Source organism: Mycolicibacterium frederiksbergense (genome assembly GCF_012223425.1).
GTDB classification, from domain to species: domain Bacteria; phylum Actinomycetota; class Actinomycetes; order Mycobacteriales; family Mycobacteriaceae; genus Mycobacterium; species Mycobacterium frederiksbergense.
This window is the reverse complement of sequence record NZ_CP038797.1, coordinates 133,589-157,200: the sequence shown is the minus strand read 5'-3', so window position 1 is coordinate 157,200 and position 23,612 is coordinate 133,589. Positions and strand designations below refer to the sequence as shown.

Below are 23,612 nucleotides of genomic sequence, written 5' to 3'. Positions count from 1 at the left end.
AACAGGCACCCAGGGGCCTACCAAGCTGTGCGGCAGGCTAGCCTCGTACGGGCGGCCGCCGCGGCACCCAAGAAGTCGGATAAAGGAGCAGCGAGGGGCCGCCCGGGCAGGGGATATGGCATCAACGCAGCTCAAACGCGATCGGGCGCCAGCACGAGCGCTGCATCGCCGCGGCCGCCGGCATCCCAAAGCGCAACCAGCACCTCACCGACAGCCCCATCAACATCCGATGGCCGCCCGGACCGCTCCCACAGTTCGTGCTCGACGGTGTAGCGCCACGGCTTGCGGAAGTACTCCACGACATCGCCGGGCGCGGGCAAGAAGTCCAGAGCGATGAGGACTTCGGCGAAATCGCAGATCTCCGCGAAGTCGGCGAACCATCGACGATCCAGCTCGGCGGCAGCTCGACGAGCCTGCTCCAACAACGCTTCTTCGGTCATGTCGTTCAGCCAAGCACCGCGGCAGCAACGCAGGCCAACGCCCCGCCGATAACCGGGCTTATCAGCGCCTCTGCGCAAGCCCACGAACAGCGACGATGACACGTCCCCCCGCTGATTGAGCGAGCGAGCGAGCGAGCAGCCATCCTCAGTCCTGTGGAACCATGTCGGAATTCGGAATCGTCACCGAGAACACCCCATTGCGAGGAGGATCGGCCGGATCGAGGCCGAAGACGTCGCAGAGGCAGCCATCGCCGCCCCACATCGGACACAACTCAGCCTCACATGTGCCGGCCACAATTCACCTCTAACGGGTCGCAGGATCAGAGCTTCTCAACAAGAGCCGTGCGTGCGTGGTGGTGCCACCGAGACCCCTCAGATCCTGGAGAGGCCGAGCGAGCTGGGCAAAAGTCCTCGGCGACGCCTCAAGCTGATCGAGGCAATCAGTGCAGTCGACGCCACACTCGCTTATCGACACGTCGCCTGTCGGCTCCTCGCAGAGCGCACCGGGAATGAAACCACCATCCGGAGCATGAGTAAATCTGCGTGACATAGGGTTTCGTCTCTTTCGGTCCCTTCAGCGAGCAACTTGCTTCGCCGGATTCTCGATTAACAGCTGCGCTGTCCAGACCAGCCGTTCCCCGGAGCTGCCTTTCCCGCGGGCGACCTCGTCGACGCGCGTGTTGTCGACCGTCAGGCGGGCAGAGTCGACCTCGCCGCGTCTGTCGAAGTTCACATCGAGCCGCGCGCCGAGGACACCGCGGCCGTGGAGGTAATCGGCGGCGTACTCGGCATCACCGAAGATGACGAGCCTGCCGTCAATGCAGGGGCCACTGTCGTGGATCTCGGTGTATCCGAAGTACTCGGCGAAAGCGCGGACCGCGTCGAGGTCCCCAGCGCGTGATGTCGTGACGGTCATGGTGTCGATCATCCCTCCTGGCTAAGACATGTAGTGCCTGTGGAACTGGTCGAGTTTGTCGATCAGGCCGCCGGCCCGAAGAACATCACCCCGGGGCGCTGGACGACGGATTGGCTACGGGGTCCCCCGCCGCCACACTCCTGCCGGACTGACCACCCGGAGCGTCCACAACCAGCGCAAACAGCACGTCCCACAGCGATCGGCCACCGTGTCATCAATCAGAGTTACCGTGCTAGCTACTGAGGAAAGCCGACCGACGAGGGACCCCGCCATGCTCCAAGTACTCCATGCCAGCCACAACGGCACGCTCTACCGACACCACCTGCAGTGCACCGCCGACATCGCCGACCTGATCCGCGAAACCCACCTCGAAACACTGACCAGCACCGACGGCGAAATCGACTTCTGGTTCACCCCATCAACCAGCCCCGGGCACCAGGGAGTCAACCGCAAAGCCACCGAAATCTTCCTCGCAACAACCAAATTCAGCGCACGCAACGTGCCATTGCTACGCGGAAGACTCGTCCTTGCGACACACACACCCGCCGGCGAACTGTCCGGCCTCACCGACGCCCACATGCAACGCATCAGCCAGGCGCTCACCAGCATCACATGGCTACAGAGCCGGATCCTCGACGCTCGCCACGCACAGGACGAACGCAGCCAGCGCCGCGCCAGCACAGCGGAGAACAAGAAACGCTTGGAGGAGTGGTGGAAGGTATGAGAAACGCTCAGCCCCGCAGGGGAACTGCCACTCCCGGGACTGCAACGTCGGGCGCCCGATGACTGTGTACGTCGACGACATGAGGCTGCCGGCCAAGGTGGGCAGGGTCCGCGCGCGGTGGTCACACCTGATGGCCGACACCGACGACGAGCTGAATGAGTTCGCGTCCAAACTCGGTCTGAAGCCGGCCTGGGCGCAGACGCCTGGGACGTGGGAGTCGCACTACGACGTGACCGACTCGATGCGCGAGAAAGCCATAGAACTCGGCGCCGTGCCGATCGGCTGCCTGAGCGCCGAAATGCTGGAGTTCACCGAACGCAAGATGCAGCAATGCGCCTCGCCCACCCAGGGCCCGCGACGCACCTGAAGATCGCGGGTGACGGGGGTAATTCCCGTGTCGCCCACGTCCCGAGACATCGCCATCAGTCGCCCGCCGAACCGCCTCTATGTGCACGCCGTTTGGCGGCCACGACAGCGCGGTCTCGCACCCATGCCGACAACGATTGCCCATCCGCTTGGGCTGCCGACTCGACCAAAGCGCGTTCGGCCTCGGTGAATCGGACCGGCACAGGAGCTGCTCGGCGCTTGCCCGCCTCAAGGGGCGGCCTCCCAGGGGACGGCATAGGCCAATAATAAACGACTACAGAAAATGGTGGGCCAAAGCCGCAATAATCGACTACCATAATGAGCATGGACAACGACCGCGACGGAAAGGAGCGCACCATGGCTACGCTCACCGTCGCCGACCTCTCCGGGGTCGTGTACTCCTCGGGTAAGGTGTTCGACGGCCTGTCCACCGGCCGACTCGACACCGAGAACTTCCTTCGCTCCGGAAGCCTGGACGGCGTCGCATCACGCGCCGACCTCGCGCTCCTAGAGGACCTCCGCGACGCAGCCGAAGCTGTGGCTGCACCGACTACCAGGCATGCGACACCCTGCACGGGCCGTGCGCGTGGCAGGCCACCTACGACGACCACACCGGCATCTGCACGGAGTGCCGACTCCCAGAGAACGGGCCGAACGGGCCGAACGGGCCCGCCGAGCACCCGAACCGGGACCAAGATCTGAAACACTTTGTAGAACAAGCAAACTACGGAATCTAGTGGCAGTTGAGGCAGCGTCAGGAGCTGCAGGAAGGAGTCGGCAAATGACGCAGTACTCAGCATCTGACTATCGGACCAAGCTCAAGGAAGACTTCGAGACCTGGACCGGCCAGCATGTCCGCGTGCGCGACCAAGCAGGAGCGCTCTTGGCCGACGGCGCCCTGACTGGATTCAAGCCGCGATCGGCGCTCGGCCTAGGTCCGGACGGCCATGCCGGCATGCCGGGCGACACGGTCTACGGGTTCGCTTCCGGTGGCCCCGTCACCGGCGACGAACTCGCATGGGAGCCCGCGCAGAACATCGAGGTCGTCGAGCAAGAGGTCTGAAGAGTCGCGCCGCGCCAGCGGCCCGGCCTGGACCTGCCCGAGCGAGAAACGGCCCTTGAACAGTGTCGATGACACGTCCCCGGCGTAGGACGGGCGCTCGGCTCCAGCGACCGCCGGCTCTCGAACCGGCTTGAAGCGCCAACAGCGCTGAACGTTGCGCCGTGCCCGGCCAGCTAACGGATCGCACGAAAAAGCACTCCTGAACAGCAGTGATGACACGTCCCCGGCGTGCGCTCGACCGTGCCCGCCAACAGCCCCGTAAACGGCCCCCGAACCGTCCGAGCGCGCGCAGCTGACGTTGCACCGCCTCGCAACCACACGACCTGGGGTGATGGCATGGCCCCACCCCCAGAAACACCAGTCCGGCGGACTATTCGAGCGGGCCGCTGCCCGCCGGCGCGAGGCGTGGGTCCCCAGTTGTTTACTCGTGAAGCCCTGAGCAGACTTACCGTGGCTGGTAAATTCCCCACACCAGGTAAAAGTCGCCTGTGAAGACCTGCCCGCCCGGGAAGGGCCGGCCACCATCAGGAGCCGCCATGCATACCGCCCGCTCAGCAATGCCCACCGGACTGGCCCTCACCACCGCCGTCGCCCTCGCCTTCACCCCACTGATGCTCCCCGCGCCCGCCATGCGCGACATCGCCGTACCCAACATCGCCGCACCACGCCTGCAGCTCGCCGCGGCGATCAACCCCGCCGACGTCGACGCACTCGTCGCCAACCTCAACGCCGCCCTGAACTCCGCGTCGGGCACGGTGACCAACCTCGTCGGAGCGCCCGGCCAAACCCTGTCCGGAGCCCTCAACTCCGCCGTCTCACTCAACGACACCCTGTGGGCAGGCCTGATCGACGCCACCGACAGCAAGCCGCTGCTCGCCATCATCAGAACCCTCAAAAGCAGTGCAGGAAACGGCCTCTCGCAACTCGCCACGACCGTCGACTCCGCCAACAGCGACATCGTCCTGACCACCGGCCAGCTCACCGACCTCCTGACCTCCACCATCACTGGGTCCCTCGGCTCGGTCCTGCACGCCGTGGCCACCGTGGTCAACAACCCACTGGCACTGCCCAGCTACACCGGCCTCATCAACGCCCCCATCGACATCGCCGGCCTGCTCCTCACCCAGGGCATCGGCGCCGTCGACAACCTCGGCACCAACGTCCTCTCGGTCACCAACACCGTCGTCCGCGGCGTCACCGCCCAGGTCTCCAACGCCCTGGACGCCTTCAACGGCCTCATCGGCGCCGGCAAGACCCTCACCGACCTCGACCTCATCAACGGCCTCCTCACCGCCGTCCAAGGCATCGTCTCCGCGCCCGTCACCGCCGCCGTCGCCGGCGTCAACGGCGCCTCCACAACGATCGTCAACGCAGCGAGCACCGCCCTGGGCCGAGTCGCCGACGGCGCCTCCGACGCGATCGCCACCTGGATCGGCGACGGCACCGGCGGCGGCGCCATCCAGCACGTCATCAACACCATCGGCTCGGCACCACTGAGCGCCGCGAGCTACACCACAGCCATCTCCGTGCTCGTCGGCGCAGGCATCAGCACCGTCACCACCGCGGTACGCTCCGTAGGCTCTCTGGCGTCGGTGCCCTTCACCGCAGCAGCCGACATCACCACCGCTGGCGCCAACGTCATCACCGCTCTCACTTCAGGTTTGGCGACAGCAGCCAGTGGCATCATGCGCGCAGTCGGGCTGCCCTCCATCGTCTACAACCTGCCCCACGCCCTGGCCGCCACGGTCAACGGCCTCGTCGACGGTGCCGCATTCGCCGCCAACGCCGGCTTCCGCTCCATTGCCACCATCCTCGACATCGGATCCGCCATCACCGGCACCTTCGCCGCACCCGCGGCCAAGACCGTCACCCTGCAACTGGCCCAGGCCGAGTCGCCCGCGGCCGCCGCCGAGGACGTCCTCACCACGAAGACCGCCGACAGCACCGTCACCGACGCCAGCGCCACCGATGTCACCGGCAAGCAGGTCCTGGAGGCGTCAGCGCCGGCAGCCACTGAAGAGATCGACCCGGCCACCTCCGTCGAACCCACCAACCCTGACGTCGCGGCCGAAACCACGCCGCCCGCAGCCACAGTCACCGAGGAAGAAACCACCGCGGTCGAAACCACAGACCCGGCCGAGACCGACACCGGCGAGGAAGCCGTCACCGGCGAGGAAGCCGTCACCGCGGCGCCCGAGCCCGAGGCCACAACCCCTGCCACTGAACCGAAGACCCCCGCCGCCAGCAGCGACACCACCACCGAGAAGGCCGACGAGCCGAAGACCACCACCGAAAAGGCCGGCCAGCCCAAGCCAGGCACCAAGACCGACTCAGCCGCGGATAAGGAGACCAAGCGCCCCGCCCGGGCCGCCGACAAGGACGACGACGCGTCGTTGACCCGCACCACCTCCACGACGCGCACACCGGCCGGTACCGACAACACCAAGGGCGACACTGCAGGCGGCACGTCGACACCCAAGCACGCCTCCGACACCTCGCCCCGCCACGCCGCGGCAAGCAACTCCACCCCGAAACACGCAGCGGCCGCCTAGTTACCGCACGTCATGACATTCGCAGCGAACTGGGGACACGGACATACCTCCCGGGTGTGCCGCTACCTGAGTAGCGCGTTGACCCACCGGTCGCCGTCGCACAGTTCGTCGAGCGACAACCCGGTCACCGCCTGCAGCGCACCGGGGTAGACGCGCTCGTACATCCTGTTCCACTGGGTGGCCACCGCCGGGGGAGTCAGCATCCAGTCGGCGACCACTGACTGCAGGTACCACCGATCACCATCGGTACCTGCCCTCAGGAGGCCGCGGCGGCACAAGCCATCCCACAACGCCTCCAACAGCGGCGTACGCGGCAGTAACGGCGTGGCCAGCCGATCCACATGCACGCGGCCCAACACGCACGGCAGATCCCAAATCCGCGCGGCGTGCACACGATGGGTGCCAGGACCTACCTGGTATACCGGGCCCGCCGGCCCCTCCAAGCGCTGCAGAAACACCGATTCCCCCGCGAACATCTTCACCAGCCAACGATCCACGTCGCCGCCGGCAACGGCGGCGCGCAGCCATTCCGCGACGCGAACAACCGTGTCCCTTCGAGGATTGCGATCGATGTCACCCCACGACTTATCGTTCGTGCACACCAACAGCCGCGGTTCAACCCACTCCGCCCACGTCGCCCACCCCCGCGTCGCAGCACCATCAACCCCGAGAGCCCCCACGTCCGAATCGCCCGAAGGCGGCATGAACACACGATGCGAATCCGTCTGCGGAGCAGACACATTCAACTCATGGGCACGCACCCGCGCCAACTCCACGCGCTCACCATGGCTGGCCGGGATCTCGGAAGCAAGTGACTCTAGCCGCCCGGCCAGATCGGCCGGGCGACCCTCTCGGAGCTGGCGGTCGAACTCCCCGCCGAGATCGTCCGCATCGGCGGCGGCCTCCGACAGCCACCCGAAATCCACGACCTCGTGATTCGGCCGCGCGTGATACACCGGACCATCGGCCTCCAGGACCCCGGCGCGGCGCAGAAGCTCCGCGACCGCTTCCGCGTCACTGGCCACGCCCTTGACCGTCGCTCCGTCGCACCGAAGAGCCCGAAAGAAACCGTCGGTGCGCCAATCAAACGCGTCGTCTAGACCGCCCAGGTCCACACACCCAAACCGCAACGGCCGCAAACTCATACACCCACCACCGTCAAACCCCGGCCCCGCGCAACCTGCCCAAGCCTCCCGTCGAAGGTTCCCACCGTCTCCGCCCCAGCCGACTCCGCCGCAAGCAACACGCAGCAGTCAGGCATCCTCAGCCCCGTCTCAGCCCGCAAACGCGCAAGCCGCACAGCCACGTCCTCAGGAAACAACTCCTCACCAACTTCCAAACGCGCCAGCGCCTCCAAGAGCGCATCAACCGCACCCTCCCGCACCGGCCCCACCAGAAGCTCCGCCAACGTCATCGAACTCACGACAAGATCCTCGGCGCCAGCCGCAGCCAACAGCTCAGTCGCCGCCACATGATGAGCATCCGCACCACTGAAGAACGCGACCAGAACCGACGCATCCAAGACGATCACGACGGCCAATCCTCACGCAGATCCGACAAGTAACCCGGCCCGTAAACCCCACTCATAGAACCACTCAACTCCGCAATCGCCGCCAGCCGACGATCTCTGCGCGCTTCTCGCGCCTCAACCGCCGCCCGATCGCCCTGCAGCGCCAAACGGACGAGCAGCTGTGGCCTGCTAAGCCCAGGCCAACGCTCGGCAGCGCGGTCCAAGGCCTCCGCAAGGTCGTCGGTCTCCGTCACAAAATGACGCGGTCGCGTAGTCGGCATGAAACAAGTGTAGCACTAGTGGCGAGAGGTGCTACACCATGTGATACCGTGGTGGCACCAGAGAGCTTCGGGGCCGCTAAAAGGCCGTACGACAAGCCGTTTCAGGGAGAGGCTAACCCCATGACACTGACCGCGACCGACTTCTACTCCGGCGCCGGCGGCTCCTCCGAAGGCCTCCGCCTCGCAGGCTGGGAAGTCCGCGCCTGCGCCAACCACTGGGACCGCGCCGTCGAAACGCACCGCCGAAACCACCCCGACGCCGAACACCACCTCGCCAACCTGCACGAAACCGATATGCGCCGATTCCCCACCACCACACTGCTGTGGGCATCGCCATCGTGCGTATGGCACACACCCGCCGGCGGCCGCAAGAAACTGCCCGTCGACCAGGAACTGCGCCGCCAAGACGCCGGAGCAGTCGACAGAGCAACGGCATTCGCCGTCATCGCCGCCGCCGAAGTCCACGCCTACGAAGCGGTCATCGTCGAGAACGTCCCAGAATTCACCGACTGGGTGCTCTACAACTGGTGGCTCGACGGCATGACCGCCCTCGGCTACCACGCCCAGACCGCCATCCTCGACGCCGCCGACTTCGGTCTGCCGCAACGCCGCAAGCGCTGGTTCGGCATCTTCACTCGCAACGGTGACGTCGACCTCACCCTGCCCCACCTGCCCCCCGTTGCCGCCGCCGCGATCCTCGACTCCGACCCAGGGAAACCCGTCACCCGCAGGCTCTACGTCTCCCCGCAGATCGACCAGATCGTCGAGCCCAACGCGCCCCATCTCGTCGTCTACCGGCGCAACGCCAAACCGCGCCGAGCCGACCAGCACCCCCTGGCCGCCATCACCGCCGGCGGCAACCACCACGGCCTAGCCACCGTCACCACCGACGGCACCTACCACCGCATGATCACCAACCGCGAATGCGCACGCGCACAGGGCTTCCCCGACACCTACGCATTCACCGGCAACCGCGCCGACGTCAAACGCCAAATCGGCAACGCAGTCGCCGTCCCCATCGCCCGCTGGCTCGGACACCGAGTCGCCGCCAGCCTCGGCGAAACACTCGCAGGCGCAGCATGAACCCCCGCCAACCGGCACGGAGCGCCGCGGCCGTCGTCCCCGCCCAACCAGCGAGCCAAGGAGCACCACGATGACCCCCAAGCGCCTCTCACCCCGGCAACGCGAAGCCCTCGAACTCGTCCAGGCCGGCCGCGTCCAATACGGCCACGAACACCCGAACATGGCGCGCCGAGGCCACAGCACCTTCCCCGTCTTCCTCATCGACGGCCACGCCGCCCACGGCCAACAAGGTCGCACCTTCGGCTCACTGGAAGAACACGGCCACATCGTCATCCGCCACGACCTCGTCCCACACGAACCAGTCCCCGCAGAAACCAGGACGGGCCGCACACTCTCCGGCACCGACCGCACCGTCACCATCCCCGCCCACGACGCCCCCATCGACAAGGGTTGGCGCGCCAACGTCGAACCGGCCGCCCCCGGCACCGCCGCCGAAACGCAAGACCCAGCCAACCCCCAAGCACAGGGGACCCGCGCATGACTTACTGCGGCATCCAAGAAGGCCCATTCTCCGGCCAAATCAACGTCGGGCTACTCAACTGATGCCCAAACCGACTTTCTTGCAGGCGAAGACATCATCGACCCCAAGGACGGCCAATTCACCCCACGCATGCAGGACTACCTCGCCCGCCTCCACCACGAAGACTGCACCGACACGGCCATCCGCGTCGTCGCCGAACACGTCCTCAAGCACTACGCCAGCGGCCTCGTCATCGACTACAAAAGCGACATCAAGTACGAAAACCAGATCAGCAAGGCGGCCGCCACTCGGACCTCATAGGGGCCCCGGTTCTTGGATGAAACTTTGAAACAAAGTTTCACAAATTGCCGTCAGCGGGGCATCCGCGCGAATTGTTCGTCAAACGCTGACGGAAATGGTTGATCGGCCAGGTACTTCCCTCGGGAACGCCCCATCAACTGAAACGAGGCCCAGAATGGCGATCACCAAGACAGTCGACCTGATACTTGCCGCGCTTCTCGTCAGCGGCGCCGCAGTGGCGTGCAGTGATGACAAGCCTGGCGCCGAAGGCTGGCCGGGGATCCTTGTCAGCGAGGCTCCCGTGTACGACGCCCCATTCGACTCCACGAGCGACATCCTCGCCAACACGACCACCGCTCCATCCCAGAAATGGACACTGCCGGCGAACTCCACCGTGACCGCAATCTGCCAATCCACCGCGACCACCTATGTGAAGGACCTCTCTGGCACCACGCCGACGGAAACTGCCTTCGTAAAGATCAACTTGGACGGTGGAAGCGGTTTCGTCAGGAGAAGCGTCGTACGCGCACAAGGCCGAGATGACACCAATCGCACTCAGAGTATCGACCAAATCCGTTCGTGCTGACGCACAGGGCGTCGTTCGGCAGAGTGGACACGAGGTCGCGTTAGCGCGGTTTCCGCACGATGTCGGCGTACCGCGGATTCTGGTAGAGCGCCTGCTGGGTGACCCCGAGCGCCTTGGCGATCGCCGCCGCGGTGACACCCCGGTCGCGGGCGTCCTGCATAGCGGATGTGGGGTCGGCAACCGGTGCGAGGATTCGGATAGTCAGCGCGGCCCAGGGTTTCTCGAACGCCTGGAGCAGTTCGAAGCGGCTGTCCGCAGGATCACGCGCGAGGAGGACGTCGACCGCGGTGGCAGCGTCGCCCGCACTCGCCCCCGGGCCCGCGACAAGGTACTCGGCGGCAACGAGGCGTGCCGAGTGAAGGGTGTCTGCAGCAATCCGCCTGCTGGCGGCCGCCAGGTCCTCAGCGGTGAGGTCGTCGAAAGCCACCACTGGAGGTTAACCCTGAGGCTCAACATTTCTCGTGAGCTGATGACAACACGCCTTGATAGTCCGCGCCACGCGTCTATAGTGACAAGAACAGTTGAGTACACAACTCAACACGAGTTGCTTATCGGTCGGGGGTTGCAATGACAGACGCGCTCACTCACCAGATCAAGGTCGCCTGCGACGACCTGTACTGCGCACCACTAGATCCCGTCGCCCAGACCAACGTCCGCCACGTCCTCCTGCAGGCCACCCCACCGCTCGATGAACGCGCCCACGCACGACGCATCAAGATCGCCTGCGACGAGCTGCACGACGACCCAACCGACCTCGACGCCCGCCGGACACTCCTTGCGCTGCTGGACCTCTCCGCGGCCGCGTCCCGGCCGGATCTCCCTACCCGGATCTAACGTCTGAGTCGGCCGCCAACGACAGAGAACTGGCTGTGATCGCCGCCCTTCCAGCGCGTTCCTGCAGCTAAACTGACGTCCATGGGTCAGCCATTGACATTCGATCTGCCGGCATTTCGGGGCGGCTCCAACGACCTGGGCGACAAGGGCACTCAGGCGGGGTCAGACCTGTCCAGCGGGGTGTCCTCTGCGCTGTCCCCGCCCGGAGCGTCGAGCCCGGTGGGCAACCAAATTTCCATGTTGACCGGACAGCTGCAGGTGGGTCTCTCACCCGCCGGTCCTGCCCTGAGCAATGGGGCCACTGACCTCAACGGCACGACCCAGCAGGGCATGTCGAGCATCGAGAGCCAAGACGCTCAGAACGCGGCTGGCTTCCAGAACGGCGGCACCCCGGGCCAGGGCCTGGCGGGCTCGGACGTGGCGGGGCAGCTGGATCCCGAGTCGATCGATGAGGAAGCCAAGGCCAAGGCCGAGGAGATGCTCGGCGGGGACCAGTCTCAGCAGATGATGCAGCAGGTCATGCAGATGGGCATGCAGACCGGCTCCCAGATCGCCCAGCAGCTTTCCCAGCAGCTCTCGCAGATCGGTAGCAAGGTCGGCGAGGCAGTGGGCAAGGCAGGCGAGCAGGTCGGCCAACTCGTCAGCAAGGTCGCCGAATCGGCGTCCGCGGAGGTCTCCGCGCCGGATCTCGGCCTCGACGGCCTCGGTGCTGGCGGGGGTGGCTTCGGCGGCGGTGGCGGGGGCGGCGGCATGGACCCCGGTACAACGATGCCGGCAGGCCTAGAGGGCCCGATCACCCCGATGAACGGATCCAGTGCGCTGCAGGCGAGCGCTCTGCAAGCGCCCGGTGGCGGGTCGCCGGCGGGCGCCGCCGGCAGCCGGATGCCGATGATGCCGATGATGCCCATGCACGGCATGCACGGCGGCAACAAGCAGGGCGGCGGGGAGTCGAGCAAGCGCGACCCCGCGATCTTCCCGGAGGACAAGCTCTACGACGGCCCGCCGGGGGTCGAGCAGACGTTCGGAGCGATCCCGGAGATCGAGTCCGAAGAGCCGCCGTTCGGCACAGCCGGCGGCTCGACCTCCTCGGGTCACTAGCGGCCGGGGCTCTGTCATTTCCGGTGGTCGCGGCCCCCGGATAGGCGCCGAGACGGTGTTACGCTTTCGGTGATGGTGCTGAGTACTGGCATTGTGTGCCAGCCGTTTTCAGTAAACCAAAACCCGTGACATCTCGATTTCGCCGCCGAACCCTGAGGACGCCATGACAGTCGTCGACGACGCCCCACTAGACACACACCCCGCCCGCAACGGATCATCCGTGGCATCCACGATGCCGATGGCACCACTGACGGCCGCGCCGACGGTCCCGGTCACTGACGACGACCTGGTGCTCGCGGGCGACGAGGAGGTCCTGGCCGCCCCAGGGTCGGCGAAGATGCTGCGCGCGACTCGCTTCGCGGCGGTCGGTATCACCGCGATCATCGGAATCGCCTCGTTCATCCTGAGTTTCGCGTCGCTGACCGACCTCGCGATCCGTGCCGGCTACAACCGCAGCCTTGCGCCGCTGTGGCCCATCATCGTCGACGGGACCATCCTGAGCGCCACGATGGCCGTGCTCGCATTGGGCGCGTACGGGCAACAGCAGCGCTCGAACCGTCGATTCTTCTGGTGGGTACTGGCTTTGGCCGCTATGGCCAGCGTCGGCGCCAATGCTCTGCACGCCACTCTTCCGCCGACCGCCGAGCTGGAACCGTGGCTCAAAGCTGCGATCGGTGTTGTGCCACCGGTGAGCCTCCTCGCGACCGCTCACGGCGCGGCCATCCTCAGCCGCGTGCGCCCAATGACCATCAAAGCTGTTCGAGCACACCAGGAAACACAGGAGGCGCAGCGCGCGGCGTACCGGCGTCGGTACTGGGTCGAGGTCGCGCACAGGGTGAAGGAGCAGAACCCGACACAGAAGGCGATCGCGGATCGACCGGTCGAGCAGATCGCCGATGTACTCGAACTCGCGCACGACGGCGCCCAGTCGAAACGGTTCATCAACAAGAAGACCGGCCTGCACCATGAGACCGTGAGCAAGCTCCTGCAGGCCGGTGCCGCAGCGATGGGCCAGGCCCCCGCTACGGACAGTCCGGCTTCGCAATAGAGCAGGGGCTTACCGCTCGAACGCCGGGGACGTGACATCGCCGCTGAACAACGCCCTCTTCGTGGGAACGCAATGACGGGCAGTCGAATTCAGAGGCTCGCGGCAAGCATTTCTGTCCGAACCGGCGGATAACCTGAGCAGGCACTGTGAATTCCGGGAGGACATCAAGATGGTTCGGCGTCGACGCAAGCGTGGTGGGGCTGTAGCGGTTGCGGCCGCAGTGGTGGCGATCGCGGCCTGGCTGCACCCCGGTCTGGACCTCGGATACCGCGGTGACACAGTGGCGATCGCCGCACCAGCTCCCTCCGGAGATCTCGCGACACTGCTCGATCAGATCAGGGTCGTCGACCGCATCGACGACGTGCCGGGCTACGAGCGCAGCTGTAAGAAGGGTAAGGCGTGCGTGTTCGGGCCAGCGTGGAACGACCCAACCGATCACACCGGGTGTGACACGAGATCCCGTGTTCTACAAAGGGATCTGCGCGATACCACGTTCAAGGCAGGGACCCGAAACTGCAAGGTCATCGCCGGTTGGTTACAGGATCCCTACAGCGGCGAACGCGTCGACCTCGATGACGTTGAGATCGACCATACCGTTTCTCTTCATAGAGCGTGGAATGCTGGTGCCTGGCAATGGGATCCGACCAAGCGTCAGATCTTCGCCAACGACCTCACTGAACTTCGCGCACTGTCCTCCAGCGTGAACCAAGCGAAAAGCGATGCGACGCTCGATGAGTGGTCTCCCTCCCTGCCCGAATCGCGCTGCCTCTTCGCCAAGGAGTACCTGGCGGTCAATGTGAAGTACGACCTGCCGATCACCGTGAGCGAGAAGACCGCAGCGATCAACGCCTGCGCGTAGAGTGGCCGGGCAGCGGATCAGCTGACGGCACGCATGCCGTGAACGTGCAGCGCATCCCGCACCGCAACGAGCAGTCCACTCACGCTGTGCTCGTCACTGGTAGCGGTGCCCACCAGCCCTGAAGTGAAGTCGCCACGGCGAGACCAGATCTCCACGATCCACGCATCCGGCGCGTCCGCCGGGCGTGCCACCTTCCGCAGCCCGTACCGTCGGTGATCCGACACGTGCAGGAGGTGGCCATCCGGCAGGACGCACTCGATCACGTAGCGTGCCGGCGGCGGCCCCGGAAGCTCATCCGGGCCCAGGACGTGTGGCGGATACGGCTCCTCGGCGTCGGCCGGCCCGACGCGCACCACCGCGGCATCACCCAGCTCGCCGCACAGTGCGTCCAAGATCGCCGCGTACTTCGAGGCCAGGAGTGCGCACACCAACGGGACGCTGGCCACCGCTCAACTCACCGTCCGACGAGCGCAGAGGTGGGTTCTGTGGTCTGAATGTCGAGCAGCATGCTCCACGAGTAGGTCGCATCGGCCAACGCCCGCACCGCTACGGGGTTGCGTAGCGCCAGGGCGGCCTCGGTGGCGTAGGCCTGTGCCAGCAGGGGCCGGCACCCGCCACCGGCGGTGTCGAGCTGGCCCACCTCGACGTCACGTACGTCGACCCGCGCGGCCTTCTCCTGCACGCACAGCTGGTGGTATTCCTCCTCCAGCCGCTCCCACGGCAAGGACGCCACCCACCGGGCATTGTCGATGCGCCCCAAGTTGTTTCGGAACGTAGTCAGCATGCGCTGCCGCTCGTCTGCGGGTCCGGCCTTCTCATCAGCGTTCACGGCAAGCCACAGCACCTGCTCGCGCTGTTTGACCGAGTCCACGATGTGCTTGACGGCGCGGCGCCGCGCATCTGAGACCTGCAGCTCGAAGCGAGTCACCACTGGCCCGCTGAGCAGCTCGGGATACGCCCGATCGGTCCCGTCGACGAACGCCCACGGGACTCCGGCAGCGACTCCCGGGGCGCTGGAGAATGTCGACGCGAGCGCGGTCAACTGACCCTGCGCGGCGGCGGCGTACTCGACGATGACCCGGGCCGGATCCACCAGGCCCTCCCAGCGGGCCGAGTCTTCATGCGACCACGGCATCACAACGTCGGCGGGCATGAACGCTTCTGCCGGAACCCATCCACGGCCGCGATCGGAGGTCAGCACGACCTGGCGGCGTCCGCTGGTGACCACCATGCCGGCGGCCCACTGCACGCGGGCCGCGCCGCCGGCCGCCTCCACGACTCTGCGCACCGTCGCAAGGTCCTCGTCGCCCAGAGCGGCGATCGGGCTTACCGGTGGCGCCAGCACGGCCGGGACGACCAATGGATCCTGCCCGCTCAGCGGAGCGATGATCGGACCACCAACCCCACCGCCGACCGCGGGACCGCCCGACGGGGGGACCGACGGATCCGGGTTCTGCTGCTGCGAAGCATTGGACACCGGCGTCGACGACGGCGGCGCAGTATGCGCAGTAGGGCCAGGCGGTGGGCCATGACCGGGGGCCGGCGCCGGCGCCGGAGCGGGCGCGGGTGCTGGAGCAGGACCCGGGGTCGCCGTCGCGGGCACACCCGCAGCGGGAGGAGGAGCTGCCATCGTCGGCGGCGGAGGCGGAATCGCGCCCGCCGGAGAGGCCGGCGACAACGGAGACACCGGCGGGGGAGGCGCAGGAACCGCGCCAGCCGTCGACGCCAGCGGGGCCGCCGCGGCGGCACTCATCGGAGCTGCTGCTGACATCGGCGCGGCCGCCGCGGGACCCGCCGCTGCTGCCGCGACAGGCGCCGCGGAAGCAGCAACAGGAGCTACGCCGGCTGTCGACGCAGCTGCAGTCGAGTGTGAGGCCGCCGGCGCCGCAGCAGCTGCAGGAGCCTCCGCGCCGGTCGATCCCGAAGACTGTGAAACCGGCTGTGCCGCAGCGGGAGAGGAGGACCCAGACCCAGACCCCGACCCAGAACCTGCCCCTGAACCTTCCGTCCCGGATCCGCCAGTAGACGCCCCAGTCGACGAAGGGGAGGTCGAGCTTGCCGCAGGCGAAGACGATGACGCGGCTGGCGAAGCACCAGCAGCAGGCGACGACCCAGCTGCCGCCGGCGTACCGCTGCCACCTGAGCCGGTGGACGGCGCGCCTCCGCCTGATGCGCCTCCCGAGCCGGATCCGGCGCCCATGCCGCCACCGCTTGAGCCTCCCGAACTCGAAAGCCCCGCGGGGGTGGCGTTCGGTCCAGCGTCGCTGCCTGCGGTGCCGGTTGTGTTTGAGGCGGGCTGGATCGAGGCGTTCGGTCCAGCGTCGTTGGCTGCGGATCCCGTGGTGTTTGAAGCAGTCTGGGTTGATGCGTTGGGCCCGGCGTCGTTGCCTGCCGACCCGGTGGTGTTCGAAAGGGACTGCGTCGGTGCGTTGGGGCCGGCGTCCGCTACCGCAGCACCGGAACTGGATTGACCTGTACCACCCGGAGATCCGCCTGGCGTTGGCATGGCGGTGGGGATGCTCCCGGCCCAGCTGGGTAGAGCAGCGAGCGCACCCATCGCAGCGTTGGAGATCGCCATGATCTGCGACTTGGCCTCGTTCTTGACTTGCTCGATCATGGCGTCGACGTCTTGGCCCGCGGCCATAGCCGCCGGACGTGCGGCCTCGAGTGCCGCGATTGCGGACTCGGCCCAGCCGACGACACCGGCCATCCCCGCATGCATAGCGCCGAGCGCGGAGGCCCAGGCCTCCAGGCATCCCGCTGCCTGGCCGACCTGGGCCCCCACTAGGCCCACGTTGACGAAATACTTCGTCCACGCCCCAGAAATGACGTTCGCCAAATCGCCCTGCCCATAATTGAGCAGCTTCATAGCGCCCACCTGGCCATCCTGGGACGTGGCGACAAGCTGACCCGACAGCTTGGTCATCTCCACGGAGCGTCGCATCAAGTCCGCAGGTTCAAGGGAGTCTTCCCAGAAGTTCTGCAGCAGCTCAGATGCGTTCGGCGTAGTGGGCTTTGGAGTCACGTCCTCGACCGAAGCCCTAGCTCAGACCACACACTTGATCGAGCTTCGCAAGTGCGACGTTGCCAGGCACACCATCGGCTGAGGTGTACGTGCGGTCGATGAGCTTTTGCATCGCCAGCCGGCGCTCGGACACGTAGGCCTTGGCGGCCTCTACCACCTGAGGTGGATCGGCAGCCGCGATCTCGGGCTCGAACAGGTCCAGCGCCTTGGTCACAGCTGCGCTCTGATTCGACACGTAGACGTCGATGTTCGGCGTATCCCAGTTCCACCCGGCTGGCAGAGCGGGAATCGAGTTGAGCGCGGCCTTCGTGGAAGGCCATGCGTCGCAGGTCGAGCTGGCCTCCGTGGCGGCGCCCTGAGCGGGTGCGCTGCCGACCGCGGTGGGTGCCGGGCCGGCGGGGGCGGCGTTGTTGGTGTCCCTGCTCAGGACAGCGACACTGACCATGGCTGCGGCGATGATGATCGCTGCGACGATGATGGCGACGGGAAGCCACCGCCGCGCCGGCTTGGCGGGAGGGTAAGACTGCGGCCACGGGGCCGGGGGCCCGGGAGGCGCGCTGATCGGCGCATTTCCGTCCATGGGGAAATGGTATCCCTCGCCGAATGCCACGTCACTGGTAAATGGGGCGTCCAACTGCGCGTTTTGCAACATCTTGGGGCCTCCTTCTGGTCGTTGGCGTGGTGTGGGTGATTGGTCCACTGTCGTTGCCAAGTGTTAGCACTATGCTAGCACACTGCAACAGTACGCTGTTTTGGCAGGTCAACCCGAGGACTGCGCCATGTCTTCTTGTTCGTCGAAGAGGGCCGATCGAGCCAACTGACAGACGAGCGCGGTCAGCTCCACGTTCAGGTCGAGATCGAGTGCGCTGCGGTTCAGTGGTGTGGTGTCGTCGAGAGGCAGCCCGAACTCGATGCGGATCGCTGCGTCGTCGACGTTCTCCAGGCGCAGGACCTCGCGGTAGGCGAGGAGAAGATCGGCGCGCCCGTTGAGCGCGCGGGCGTAGTCGGTGAGGTGGTCGACGGTGGCCAGCAGAGCTGCCCAGGTGGTGGTGTCCGTGGGGCCCAGATGTAGGTGGGTGCCGGCGTGGGTGCGCCACAGGCGGTGGGCAGTGGTGGCGATGCGGGCCATGACGGCGTCGACGTCGAGGCGGGCGCTGTGTGCGTCGAGGAAGTCGGTCTTCCAGAGTCGGCTGTGGCGCGCAGACTTGGCCGATGTGAACGCAGCGGCGACGGCGTTGGGTTCGCGCCACACCAGGGCGGCCGCGCCGGCGTGCACGGGTCCGTCGCCTGTGAAGCGGGTGTCCCACTCGGCTTCGAGGACGTCGCGGTTGGCGTAGGCGGCGAGGTCTTGGCGTGATGCCGGCCAGCGGATGGTGGCTGCGCGTAGGGCTCGGCGCTCGGATCGGGTGTAGCGCCAACCGGGATGTGCGGCGGGGTGACGCCAGTTGAACGGCGGGTACGGGGTGTGGAGGTGGCCGCGGCGGCGGCGCTTGGCGGCCAGCTCGGCGGACAGTGCGTGCTCGTCGACGATGGCGTCTCCGGTGGCGTGGGCGAGGAAGTCCATCATATGGTGGTCGCGGTACGGCCAGCTGATCTCGAACGCGCCGCTGTGGCGGCTGTCGCGTCCGGGTGCCTTCGGCCAGTCCATCGGTCGAGCCTATGGGCGTTGTGTGGCGTTATGGCCCGTGACGGTGGGACGTGCCATCGTCGCTGGTGGGGGCATCGTGACGGGCTGGGGAGGGCCGCGATTTCGGTGTGCGTTTGCGCCAATATGCGCGCTGGATGCGCCGATGTCGGGGCTGGCGAGGTGATCTGGGTGGCTGGGCAAAGAATCTCCATGCGCGGCGGCCGATTTGGGCGTCAGCCCCTGTGAGCTTTCTGGTGAAGCCATGTCCGACCCAGGGACACCATCCCCTACGTACCCGCCGGAACGCTATGGGAAGCAACCGCCACCGACACCGCGGTGCGCGGCACCGTTCAGCCCATCGTGTCCAACCTGAACGCGCGGGCGTCGCGCAGTGGCCAGACCTATCGAGTGTTGTTTGGGGTGGCGACGCCGCAGGGTTCGAACTGCTCGTCAGAATGTGAGTATTCGTGATCGAATGTGTGTTTTAGTGAGTGTGTGAAGCTGGCTGAGTGGGCGCGTGCGAGTGGTGTGCATCCGCAGACGGCGTATCGGTGGTTCCGTGAGGGTCGGATGCCGGTTCCTGCTCGCCGGTTGGAGTCGGGGACGATCTGGGTCGACGCTGCGGCTAGCGGGGAGGCTGGTCGCACTGTTGTGTATGCGCGGGTGTCGTCGCATGATCAGCGGGCCGATCTGGACCGGCAGGTTGCACGGCTGACTGATTGGGCTACGTCGAACGGACATGTGGTCGGTGAGGTCGTGACCGAGGTCGGGTCCGGTCTGAACGGGAAACGTCCCAAGTTGCGCAGGGTCTTGTCAGACCCATCTGCTTCGGTGGTGGTTGTGGAACACCGTGATCGGCTCGCGCGCTTCGGGGTTGAGTATCTCGAAGCCGCGTTGTCCGCGCAGGGTCGCAAGGTAGTCGTCACCGATCAGGGCGAGACCGCCGATGATTTAGTGCGTGACATGATCGAGGTGCTAACCTCGATGTGCGCGCGGCTGTATGGACGCCGCGGGGCGCGCAACCGGGCGATGCGGGCGGTGACGGCCACCAAGCAGGCAGAGGTTGTTGGCGGTGGCTAGGTTCGAGATTCCCGAGGGCTGGACCGCGCAGGCGTATCGCTTCGCCCTGGATCCCACACCGACGCAATTGCGGGCGTTGGCTTCTCATGCCGGTGCGGCACGATTCGCGCACAATCACATGCTCGCTTTGGTGAAAGCGGTGATGGACCAGAGGGTCGCCGAACGCAGCTACGGCATCGGCGAGGATCGGCTGACCCCGGTGGTGGGGTGGTCATTGCCAGCGTTGCGCAAGGTGTGGAATCAGCGCAAACCTCTGTGCGCGCCGTGGTGGGCGGAGAATTCGAAGGAGGCCTACAACACTGGCCTGGATGGGTTGGCCCGCGGGTTGGACGCGTGGTCGAAGTCCCGCAAGGGTGAACGGGCCGGCCGCGCAGTCGGTTTCCCGCGGTTCAAGTCGGCCCGCACCCCGCGCTCAGTGCGGTTCACCACCGGGGTGATTCGCATCGAGGCCGATCGCCGTCATGTCACGTTGCCGCGCCTCGGTGCGGTCCGCACCCATGAATCGACCCGTAAGTTGGCCCGCCGAACCCAGGCCGGGACGGCGCGGATCTTGTCGGCCACCGTGCGCCAAGACAGCGCCGGGCGTTGGTACTGCGCCTTACAGACCATCGTCACAGCCAAGGCCCGACCCGCGCACGCGCGGCGATCACCCCATCCGATTGTCGGGGTCGATGTCGGGGTGAAAGCTGACAGCCTGCTTGTCGTGGCGACTCCCGGAGGGGCCGAGATCGACCGCGTTGCTGCACCGAAGTCGCTGACCGCCGCCCAGGTCCGGCTGAGGGCGCTGCAGCGCCGAGCCGCCCGCCAGCAGGGCCCCTACGACCCGCAGGCCCGGACCCGCCTGCAGCCCTCGAAACGGTGGCGGCGCACTCAGGCCCGGATCGGTCGCACACACGCCCACGCCGCAGCCGTGCGCCACGACGTACTGCACAAGGCCACCACCGCGTTGGCCCAGCAGCATCAGGTGGTGGTAGTCGAAACTCTGAACGCCGCAGGCATGCGAGCCAAGGGCGGATCGCGCAAGCGGGGCCTCAACCGCGCCTTGGCTGATGCTGCCCTGGCCGAGATCCGGCGCATGCTGGACTACAAGACACATTGGTACGGCTCCTATTTGGTGGAGGCTGACCGGTTCTACCCGTCGTCGAAGACGTGCACAGCGTGTGGGAGGCGAAAGCCAAACCTCACCCTCGCCGATCGAGTCTTCGAATGTGACAACTGCGGTACCCGGATCGATCGTGATCTGGGTGCCGCGATCAACCTCGCCCGACTCGGCGTACCCACACTCCCGGGTGAACAGAGTCCCGCCGGGAGTGGCCCGGTGGAAGGACGCGGAGCCATGCGTGAGACCGAACCCGCGCCAGCGGGCGACGCAGCAGGCGATGAAACGTCAACCCCGCACCACCACCCGGTGGACCAGACGGGGACCGCCTCACCGCAAGGCGAGGCTGCCTGATGAACGAGCGCACTCACATTCGCTCAACAAAAGGTAACGGACTCCGGTGGATCCGAGTGTGAGCGCTGGGACGCCGGTTCCGCCCGCTGATGTGGAGGCGACGGCTCCTGGTGGCGGGTTGGTGCCGGCGGCTGTGCAGCATGTGCCGGCGGCGGCGGGAAGCTCGGGCACTCCGGTCACGCCTGGCCCGGCGGAGACGGTGTTGCCTCCGGTGGTCGTGGCGCCGAGTGCGTCGGTGTTGCCGCCAGCCTGACGCAGACTGTTGCACTCTGCTAGCATTGTGCAACATGGGAACGGTTTACCTGCGCAACGTGCCGGATGACGTCGTGGAACGCCTGGAGCGGCTCGCCGCCCGGGAACGAGTCTCGGTCAACACCTACGCGATGCGTGAGCTGGCCGAAGCCTCCCGCCGGGCCGACAACGCTGATCTCCTCGGGGCGCTGCCGGATCTGAACGTCGACACCGACGACATCGTCTCAGCGGTCAACGAAGGCCGCGAGTCCCGGTGATCGTGATGGACGCTTCCGCCGCGCTGACCGCGCTGCTCCATGCCGGCCAGGCCCGCAAAGCGATGGCCGAGGAACGTGTCTGGGCGCCGGAGGCGATCGACGTCGAGGTCACCAACGGCCTTCGACGCTGCATGGCCCAGGGCGTCGTCGACGGCAAGGCCGCGCATGCCGCTATGGCGGTGTGGCGGGATCTCGGCGTTCGGCGCGTCAGCGGGCTCGGGCTCCTGGGGCGGGTCTGGGAGCTGCGCGAGGTCCTCGACGCGGGCGCGGCCAGCTATGTAGCGCTGGCCGAAGCGCTGGGATGCCCGGTGGTGACCGTGGACGCCAAGCTCGGCGCGGTCGCAGATGTCCAATGTCCAGTGATGGTCGTAGCGAACTGAGAGCGAGGGTGGAAAGATGTTGAACGTATTGCAACGCAACGTGATCCAGGGATACCTGGATGGCGGTATGAGCCCTGAGGACATTGCGGACTTCCTGGGGCGCGTCAATGACCTCGGGCCACTGGACATAGTCACCATCAAGTCAGCTGCCTACGACCTGCTCAACGAGCCGGCCGCCCCGGCCACCGCGGCCGGCGGCAAGCCGGTGCTGACCGTCATCGCCGGTGGTGCCGCGTAGTACTGGACACCGTCGTGACGTCACAGAGTCTCGGCCAGCACGCCGAGCCCGACCTGGATGGGTCCGCGCACAACCGGGGCGACGAGTTGGCGCACTGCGTGCGGCCGTGCGCAAACTGCCCGTGGCGCAGGGATTCCCCCGCCGGGGAGTTTCCGGCCGAACGGTACGACGCCCTGCGGACCACAGCCGGAGCACCCGGACACGAAGCGGCACTCGGCGCACCAATTTTCGCTTGCCACAAGTCGGAGCCGGGTCGTGACCGTGCGTGCGCGGGTTGGCTGGCGATCGCCGGCATCAATCACCTTGGTGTCCGGCTGGCAGTCGCGCTCGGTCGCCTGCCTGCGGAGGTTCTCCGGCCGGGTGGTGAGTGGCCTGATCTGTTCGATTCCTATGAGGAGATGGCGGCGCGGAATGGGTTGAGCATCAGCGGTCCGTCGTGAGTGCGACGGTTGGTCGGCGCTGGCCAGGAGGGTCGCGCAGGACCGGCAGGTCGACATCGCCCGTGTTGCTCTTCTGCGGGGAAGCCTGAGCCGAGGAGCATCTGCGCCCATTGTCCCAAAGTGGGAAAGTGGGATAGAGTTATGGCATGTCTGAACCTGCGCTCATCGAGACCGACGCGCGCAGCCGCGCGGTCCTGCCTGGTCATCCCAGCCGACGCTTCCTCATGCGCGTCAACGAGGACGGCAGCATTCTCCTGCAGCCTGCGCGCATCGTCACTGATGCGCAGCAGGAGTACGACTCCGATCCCGAATTGCGTGACCTCCTCGGCCGGGCCTCTGCCTCCCCGACTGTCCGCCGAACGCGCCAGCGCAGGTAGATGAGCATCGAGGCCGACTACTCTCAGGTCGCAAATGGCCAACTGGACGCTCTCGAACAAGGCCCCGATGTAGACCTGTACAACGCCGTCCTGGACACGATCGAACTGATCTTCCGAGTCCCCGGCCAAGCCCAGGGTCTCTCCACCGCGATTACCACCGCCGACGGAATTCGCATGCGACTACCTGTCATCGGCCACCCACCATTCAAAGTGTTTTGGTCCACCGACGGTCCACGCATTGAAGCGATCTTCCCTCACCCCTAGCTACTGCACCGGCAGCGGTACCAGGTTGCGTTGGGGGTCGGTGGTGTATCCGGATGGCGGCGAAAGTGGGAGTGGGGACAACGGTTCCGCCGGTCGCTT

Annotated in this window: 30 protein-coding genes and 1 pseudogene; 22 read left to right on the top strand and 9 right to left on the bottom strand. The window is 66.5% G+C overall.

Annotated elements, in window-relative coordinates; genetic code table 11:
* Positions 1-131 precede the first annotated feature (131 nt).
* Both EXE63_RS00900 and EXE63_RS00895 read right to left on the bottom strand, forming a co-directional pair.
* On the bottom strand, positions 132-440 hold the full coding sequence (locus tag EXE63_RS00900) for a hypothetical protein (protein WP_168140418.1): 309 nt from the start codon (positions 438-440) through the stop codon (positions 132-134).
* Between the two features lie 574 nt (positions 441-1,014).
* Positions 1,015-1,368, bottom strand: a complete 354-nt coding sequence (locus tag EXE63_RS00895; RefSeq protein WP_168140417.1) for a hypothetical protein — start codon at positions 1,366-1,368, stop codon at positions 1,015-1,017.
* Between the two features lie 259 nt (positions 1,369-1,627).
* On the opposite strand from EXE63_RS00895, the gene EXE63_RS00890 reads away from it, so the two are divergent.
* The 5 genes from EXE63_RS00890 to EXE63_RS33200 all read left to right on the top strand — a co-directional run bounded on the left by EXE63_RS00890 (position 1,628) and on the right by EXE63_RS33200 (position 6,061).
* Positions 1,628-2,080: a hypothetical protein gene (locus tag EXE63_RS00890; RefSeq protein WP_168140416.1), complete on the top strand. Its 453-nt coding sequence runs from the start codon at positions 1,628-1,630 to the stop codon at positions 2,078-2,080.
* 58 nt (positions 2,081-2,138) lie between these two features.
* Complete coding sequence (locus EXE63_RS00885; RefSeq protein ID WP_168140415.1) at positions 2,139-2,447, top strand: DUF4031 domain-containing protein; 309 nt, start codon at positions 2,139-2,141, stop codon at positions 2,445-2,447.
* A 323-nt stretch (positions 2,448-2,770) separates the two neighbouring features.
* Positions 2,771-3,148 carry a hypothetical protein gene (locus EXE63_RS32655; protein WP_234904104.1) on the top strand — a complete coding sequence of 126 codons (378 nt, stop codon included), beginning with the start codon at positions 2,771-2,773 and terminating at the stop codon, positions 3,146-3,148.
* Between the two features lie 79 nt (positions 3,149-3,227).
* On the top strand, positions 3,228-3,509 hold the full coding sequence (locus EXE63_RS00875) for a hypothetical protein (RefSeq protein WP_168140414.1): 282 nt from the start codon (positions 3,228-3,230) through the stop codon (positions 3,507-3,509).
* Between the two features lie 536 nt (positions 3,510-4,045).
* Positions 4,046-6,061 (top strand): autotransporter outer membrane beta-barrel domain-containing protein, encoded by a 2,016-nt coding sequence (locus EXE63_RS33200; protein ID WP_168140413.1) that lies wholly within the window; start codon positions 4,046-4,048, stop codon positions 6,059-6,061.
* 62 nt (positions 6,062-6,123) lie between these two features.
* Here the strand turns inward: EXE63_RS33200 and EXE63_RS00865 are convergent, their stop codons facing one another.
* Together EXE63_RS00865 and EXE63_RS00860 are read right to left on the bottom strand one after the other, a co-directional pair.
* Positions 6,124-7,086 carry a hypothetical protein gene (locus EXE63_RS00865; protein ID WP_168140412.1) on the bottom strand — a complete coding sequence of 321 codons (963 nt, stop codon included), beginning with the start codon at positions 7,084-7,086 and terminating at the stop codon, positions 6,124-6,126.
* Positions 7,087-7,202: 116 nt separating this feature from the next.
* Positions 7,203-7,592 carry a type II toxin-antitoxin system VapC family toxin gene (locus tag EXE63_RS00860; RefSeq protein WP_168140411.1) on the bottom strand — a complete coding sequence of 130 codons (390 nt, stop codon included), beginning with the start codon at positions 7,590-7,592 and terminating at the stop codon, positions 7,203-7,205.
* A gap of 380 nt (positions 7,593-7,972) precedes the next feature.
* Here EXE63_RS00860 and EXE63_RS00855 point away from each other — a divergent pair, with 380 nt between their 5' ends.
* The 4 genes from EXE63_RS00855 (at position 7,973) to EXE63_RS00840 (ending at position 10,281) form a co-directional block, all read left to right on the top strand.
* Entirely contained in the window at positions 7,973-8,935 is a 963-nt protein-coding gene (locus EXE63_RS00855) for a DNA cytosine methyltransferase (RefSeq protein ID WP_168140410.1), read from the top strand.
* A gap of 70 nt (positions 8,936-9,005) precedes the next feature.
* Positions 9,006-9,416 (top strand): hypothetical protein, encoded by a 411-nt coding sequence (locus EXE63_RS00850; RefSeq protein WP_168140409.1) that lies wholly within the window; start codon positions 9,006-9,008, stop codon positions 9,414-9,416.
* Positions 9,417-9,545: 129 nt separating this feature from the next.
* Positions 9,546-9,716, top strand: coding sequence for a hypothetical protein (locus tag EXE63_RS00845; protein ID WP_168140408.1), 171 nt, complete (start codon positions 9,546-9,548; stop codon positions 9,714-9,716).
* A 154-nt stretch (positions 9,717-9,870) separates the two neighbouring features.
* Positions 9,871-10,281, top strand: coding sequence for a hypothetical protein (locus EXE63_RS00840; RefSeq protein ID WP_168140407.1), 411 nt, complete (start codon positions 9,871-9,873; stop codon positions 10,279-10,281).
* A gap of 40 nt (positions 10,282-10,321) precedes the next feature.
* Here the strand turns inward: EXE63_RS00840 and EXE63_RS00835 are convergent, their stop codons facing one another.
* Positions 10,322-10,708, bottom strand: a complete 387-nt coding sequence (locus tag EXE63_RS00835) for a hypothetical protein (RefSeq protein WP_168140406.1) — start codon at positions 10,706-10,708, stop codon at positions 10,322-10,324.
* A 140-nt stretch (positions 10,709-10,848) separates the two neighbouring features.
* Here EXE63_RS00835 and EXE63_RS00830 point away from each other — a divergent pair, with 140 nt between their 5' ends.
* The 4 genes from EXE63_RS00830 (at position 10,849) to EXE63_RS00815 (ending at position 14,120) form a co-directional block, all read left to right on the top strand.
* Positions 10,849-11,115, top strand: coding sequence for a hypothetical protein (locus EXE63_RS00830; RefSeq protein ID WP_168140405.1), 267 nt, complete (start codon positions 10,849-10,851; stop codon positions 11,113-11,115).
* Between the two features lie 81 nt (positions 11,116-11,196).
* Positions 11,197-12,213, top strand: a complete 1,017-nt coding sequence (locus EXE63_RS00825; RefSeq protein WP_168140404.1) for a hypothetical protein — start codon at positions 11,197-11,199, stop codon at positions 12,211-12,213.
* A 289-nt stretch (positions 12,214-12,502) separates the two neighbouring features.
* Complete coding sequence (locus EXE63_RS00820; protein WP_234904103.1) at positions 12,503-13,261, top strand: DUF2637 domain-containing protein; 759 nt, start codon at positions 12,503-12,505, stop codon at positions 13,259-13,261.
* A 220-nt stretch (positions 13,262-13,481) separates the two neighbouring features.
* Positions 13,482-14,120 carry an HNH endonuclease family protein gene (locus tag EXE63_RS00815; RefSeq protein ID WP_234904102.1) on the top strand — a complete coding sequence of 213 codons (639 nt, stop codon included), beginning with the start codon at positions 13,482-13,484 and terminating at the stop codon, positions 14,118-14,120.
* A 17-nt stretch (positions 14,121-14,137) separates the two neighbouring features.
* Here the strand turns inward: EXE63_RS00815 and EXE63_RS00810 are convergent, their stop codons facing one another.
* The 4 genes from EXE63_RS00810 to EXE63_RS00795 all read right to left on the bottom strand — a co-directional run bounded on the left by EXE63_RS00810 (position 14,138) and on the right by EXE63_RS00795 (position 18,793).
* A complete protein-coding gene (locus EXE63_RS00810) occupies positions 14,138-14,548 on the bottom strand; it encodes a hypothetical protein (RefSeq protein ID WP_209999683.1) in 411 nt (136 codons plus the stop codon).
* A 26-nt stretch (positions 14,549-14,574) separates the two neighbouring features.
* Positions 14,575-15,597, bottom strand: coding sequence for an EspK C-terminal domain-containing protein (locus tag EXE63_RS00805; protein WP_168140401.1), 1,023 nt, complete (start codon positions 15,595-15,597; stop codon positions 14,575-14,577).
* 1,564 nt (positions 15,598-17,161) lie between these two features.
* The gene (locus EXE63_RS00800) at positions 17,162-17,725 is read right to left on the bottom strand and encodes a hypothetical protein (RefSeq protein WP_168140400.1); all 564 of its coding nucleotides are present in this window, start codon (positions 17,723-17,725) and stop codon (positions 17,162-17,164) included.
* A 180-nt stretch (positions 17,726-17,905) separates the two neighbouring features.
* The gene (locus tag EXE63_RS00795) at positions 17,906-18,793 is read right to left on the bottom strand and encodes a hypothetical protein (RefSeq protein ID WP_168140399.1); all 888 of its coding nucleotides are present in this window, start codon (positions 18,791-18,793) and stop codon (positions 17,906-17,908) included.
* 255 nt (positions 18,794-19,048) lie between these two features.
* Here EXE63_RS00795 and EXE63_RS00790 point away from each other — a divergent pair.
* From EXE63_RS00790 to EXE63_RS00755, 9 genes and pseudogenes are all read left to right on the top strand, one after another.
* Positions 19,049-19,225, top strand: a pseudogene (locus EXE63_RS00790) (DUF1942 domain-containing protein); the annotation flags it as partial.
* A gap of 42 nt (positions 19,226-19,267) precedes the next feature.
* Positions 19,268-19,852: an IS607 family transposase gene (locus tag EXE63_RS00785; protein ID WP_168140398.1), complete on the top strand. Its 585-nt coding sequence runs from the start codon at positions 19,268-19,270 to the stop codon at positions 19,850-19,852.
* Positions 19,845-21,305, top strand: coding sequence for an IS607 family element RNA-guided endonuclease TnpB (gene tnpB / locus EXE63_RS00780; protein ID WP_168140397.1), 1,461 nt, complete (start codon positions 19,845-19,847; stop codon positions 21,303-21,305). Before EXE63_RS00785 ends, tnpB begins: the two co-directional genes overlap by 8 nt.
* A 287-nt stretch (positions 21,306-21,592) precedes the next feature.
* Positions 21,593-21,814 carry a FitA-like ribbon-helix-helix domain-containing protein gene (locus EXE63_RS00775; protein ID WP_168140396.1) on the top strand — a complete coding sequence of 74 codons (222 nt, stop codon included), beginning with the start codon at positions 21,593-21,595 and terminating at the stop codon, positions 21,812-21,814.
* A 2-nt stretch (positions 21,815-21,816) separates the two neighbouring features.
* Positions 21,817-22,194: a type II toxin-antitoxin system VapC family toxin gene (locus tag EXE63_RS00770; RefSeq protein WP_436277432.1), complete on the top strand. Its 378-nt coding sequence runs from the start codon at positions 21,817-21,819 to the stop codon at positions 22,192-22,194.
* A 16-nt stretch (positions 22,195-22,210) separates the two neighbouring features.
* Positions 22,211-22,432, top strand: a complete 222-nt coding sequence (locus EXE63_RS00765) for a hypothetical protein (protein ID WP_168140277.1) — start codon at positions 22,211-22,213, stop codon at positions 22,430-22,432.
* A gap of 14 nt (positions 22,433-22,446) precedes the next feature.
* A complete protein-coding gene (locus EXE63_RS32645; protein ID WP_366515269.1) occupies positions 22,447-22,872 on the top strand; it encodes a DUF6283 family protein in 426 nt (141 codons plus the stop codon).
* 146 nt (positions 22,873-23,018) lie between these two features.
* Entirely contained in the window at positions 23,019-23,249 is a 231-nt protein-coding gene (locus tag EXE63_RS00760) for a hypothetical protein (protein ID WP_168140394.1), read from the top strand.
* Positions 23,250-23,513 (top strand): hypothetical protein, encoded by a 264-nt coding sequence (locus EXE63_RS00755; protein WP_168140393.1) that lies wholly within the window; start codon positions 23,250-23,252, stop codon positions 23,511-23,513.
* Positions 23,514-23,612 lie beyond the last annotated feature (99 nt).

What these genes read in the sequence shown, in the direction of transcription:
- EXE63_RS00900 (WP_168140418.1), bottom strand. Translation starts at nt 440, where the DNA reads ATGACCGAAGAAGCGTTGTTGGAGCAGGCTCGTCGAGCTGCCGCCGAG.
- EXE63_RS00895 (WP_168140417.1), bottom strand. Translation starts at nt 1,368, where the DNA reads ATGATCGACACCATGACCGTCACGACATCACGCGCTGGGGACCTCGAC.
- EXE63_RS00890 (WP_168140416.1), top strand. Translation starts at nt 1,628, where the DNA reads ATGCTCCAAGTACTCCATGCCAGCCACAACGGCACGCTCTACCGACAC.
- EXE63_RS00885 (WP_168140415.1), top strand. Translation starts at nt 2,139, where the DNA reads ATGACTGTGTACGTCGACGACATGAGGCTGCCGGCCAAGGTGGGCAGG.
- EXE63_RS32655 (WP_234904104.1), top strand. Translation starts at nt 2,771, where the DNA reads ATGGACAACGACCGCGACGGAAAGGAGCGCACCATGGCTACGCTCACC.
- EXE63_RS00875 (WP_168140414.1), top strand. Translation starts at nt 3,228, where the DNA reads ATGACGCAGTACTCAGCATCTGACTATCGGACCAAGCTCAAGGAAGAC.
- EXE63_RS33200 (WP_168140413.1), top strand. Translation starts at nt 4,046, where the DNA reads ATGCATACCGCCCGCTCAGCAATGCCCACCGGACTGGCCCTCACCACC.
- EXE63_RS00855 (WP_168140410.1), top strand. Translation starts at nt 7,973, where the DNA reads ATGACACTGACCGCGACCGACTTCTACTCCGGCGCCGGCGGCTCCTCC.
- EXE63_RS00850 (WP_168140409.1), top strand. Translation starts at nt 9,006, where the DNA reads ATGACCCCCAAGCGCCTCTCACCCCGGCAACGCGAAGCCCTCGAACTC.
- EXE63_RS00845 (WP_168140408.1), top strand. Translation starts at nt 9,546, where the DNA reads ATGCAGGACTACCTCGCCCGCCTCCACCACGAAGACTGCACCGACACG.
- EXE63_RS00840 (WP_168140407.1), top strand. Translation starts at nt 9,871, where the DNA reads ATGGCGATCACCAAGACAGTCGACCTGATACTTGCCGCGCTTCTCGTC.
- EXE63_RS00830 (WP_168140405.1), top strand. Translation starts at nt 10,849, where the DNA reads ATGACAGACGCGCTCACTCACCAGATCAAGGTCGCCTGCGACGACCTG.
- EXE63_RS00825 (WP_168140404.1), top strand. Translation starts at nt 11,197, where the DNA reads ATGGGTCAGCCATTGACATTCGATCTGCCGGCATTTCGGGGCGGCTCC.
- EXE63_RS00800 (WP_168140400.1), bottom strand. Translation starts at nt 17,725, where the DNA reads ATGGACGGAAATGCGCCGATCAGCGCGCCTCCCGGGCCCCCGGCCCCG.
- EXE63_RS00795 (WP_168140399.1), bottom strand. Translation starts at nt 18,793, where the DNA reads ATGGACTGGCCGAAGGCACCCGGACGCGACAGCCGCCACAGCGGCGCG.
- EXE63_RS00775 (WP_168140396.1), top strand. Translation starts at nt 21,593, where the DNA reads ATGGGAACGGTTTACCTGCGCAACGTGCCGGATGACGTCGTGGAACGC.
- EXE63_RS00765 (WP_168140277.1), top strand. Translation starts at nt 22,211, where the DNA reads ATGTTGAACGTATTGCAACGCAACGTGATCCAGGGATACCTGGATGGC.
- EXE63_RS00760 (WP_168140394.1), top strand. Translation starts at nt 23,019, where the DNA reads ATGTCTGAACCTGCGCTCATCGAGACCGACGCGCGCAGCCGCGCGGTC.
- EXE63_RS00755 (WP_168140393.1), top strand. Translation starts at nt 23,250, where the DNA reads ATGAGCATCGAGGCCGACTACTCTCAGGTCGCAAATGGCCAACTGGAC.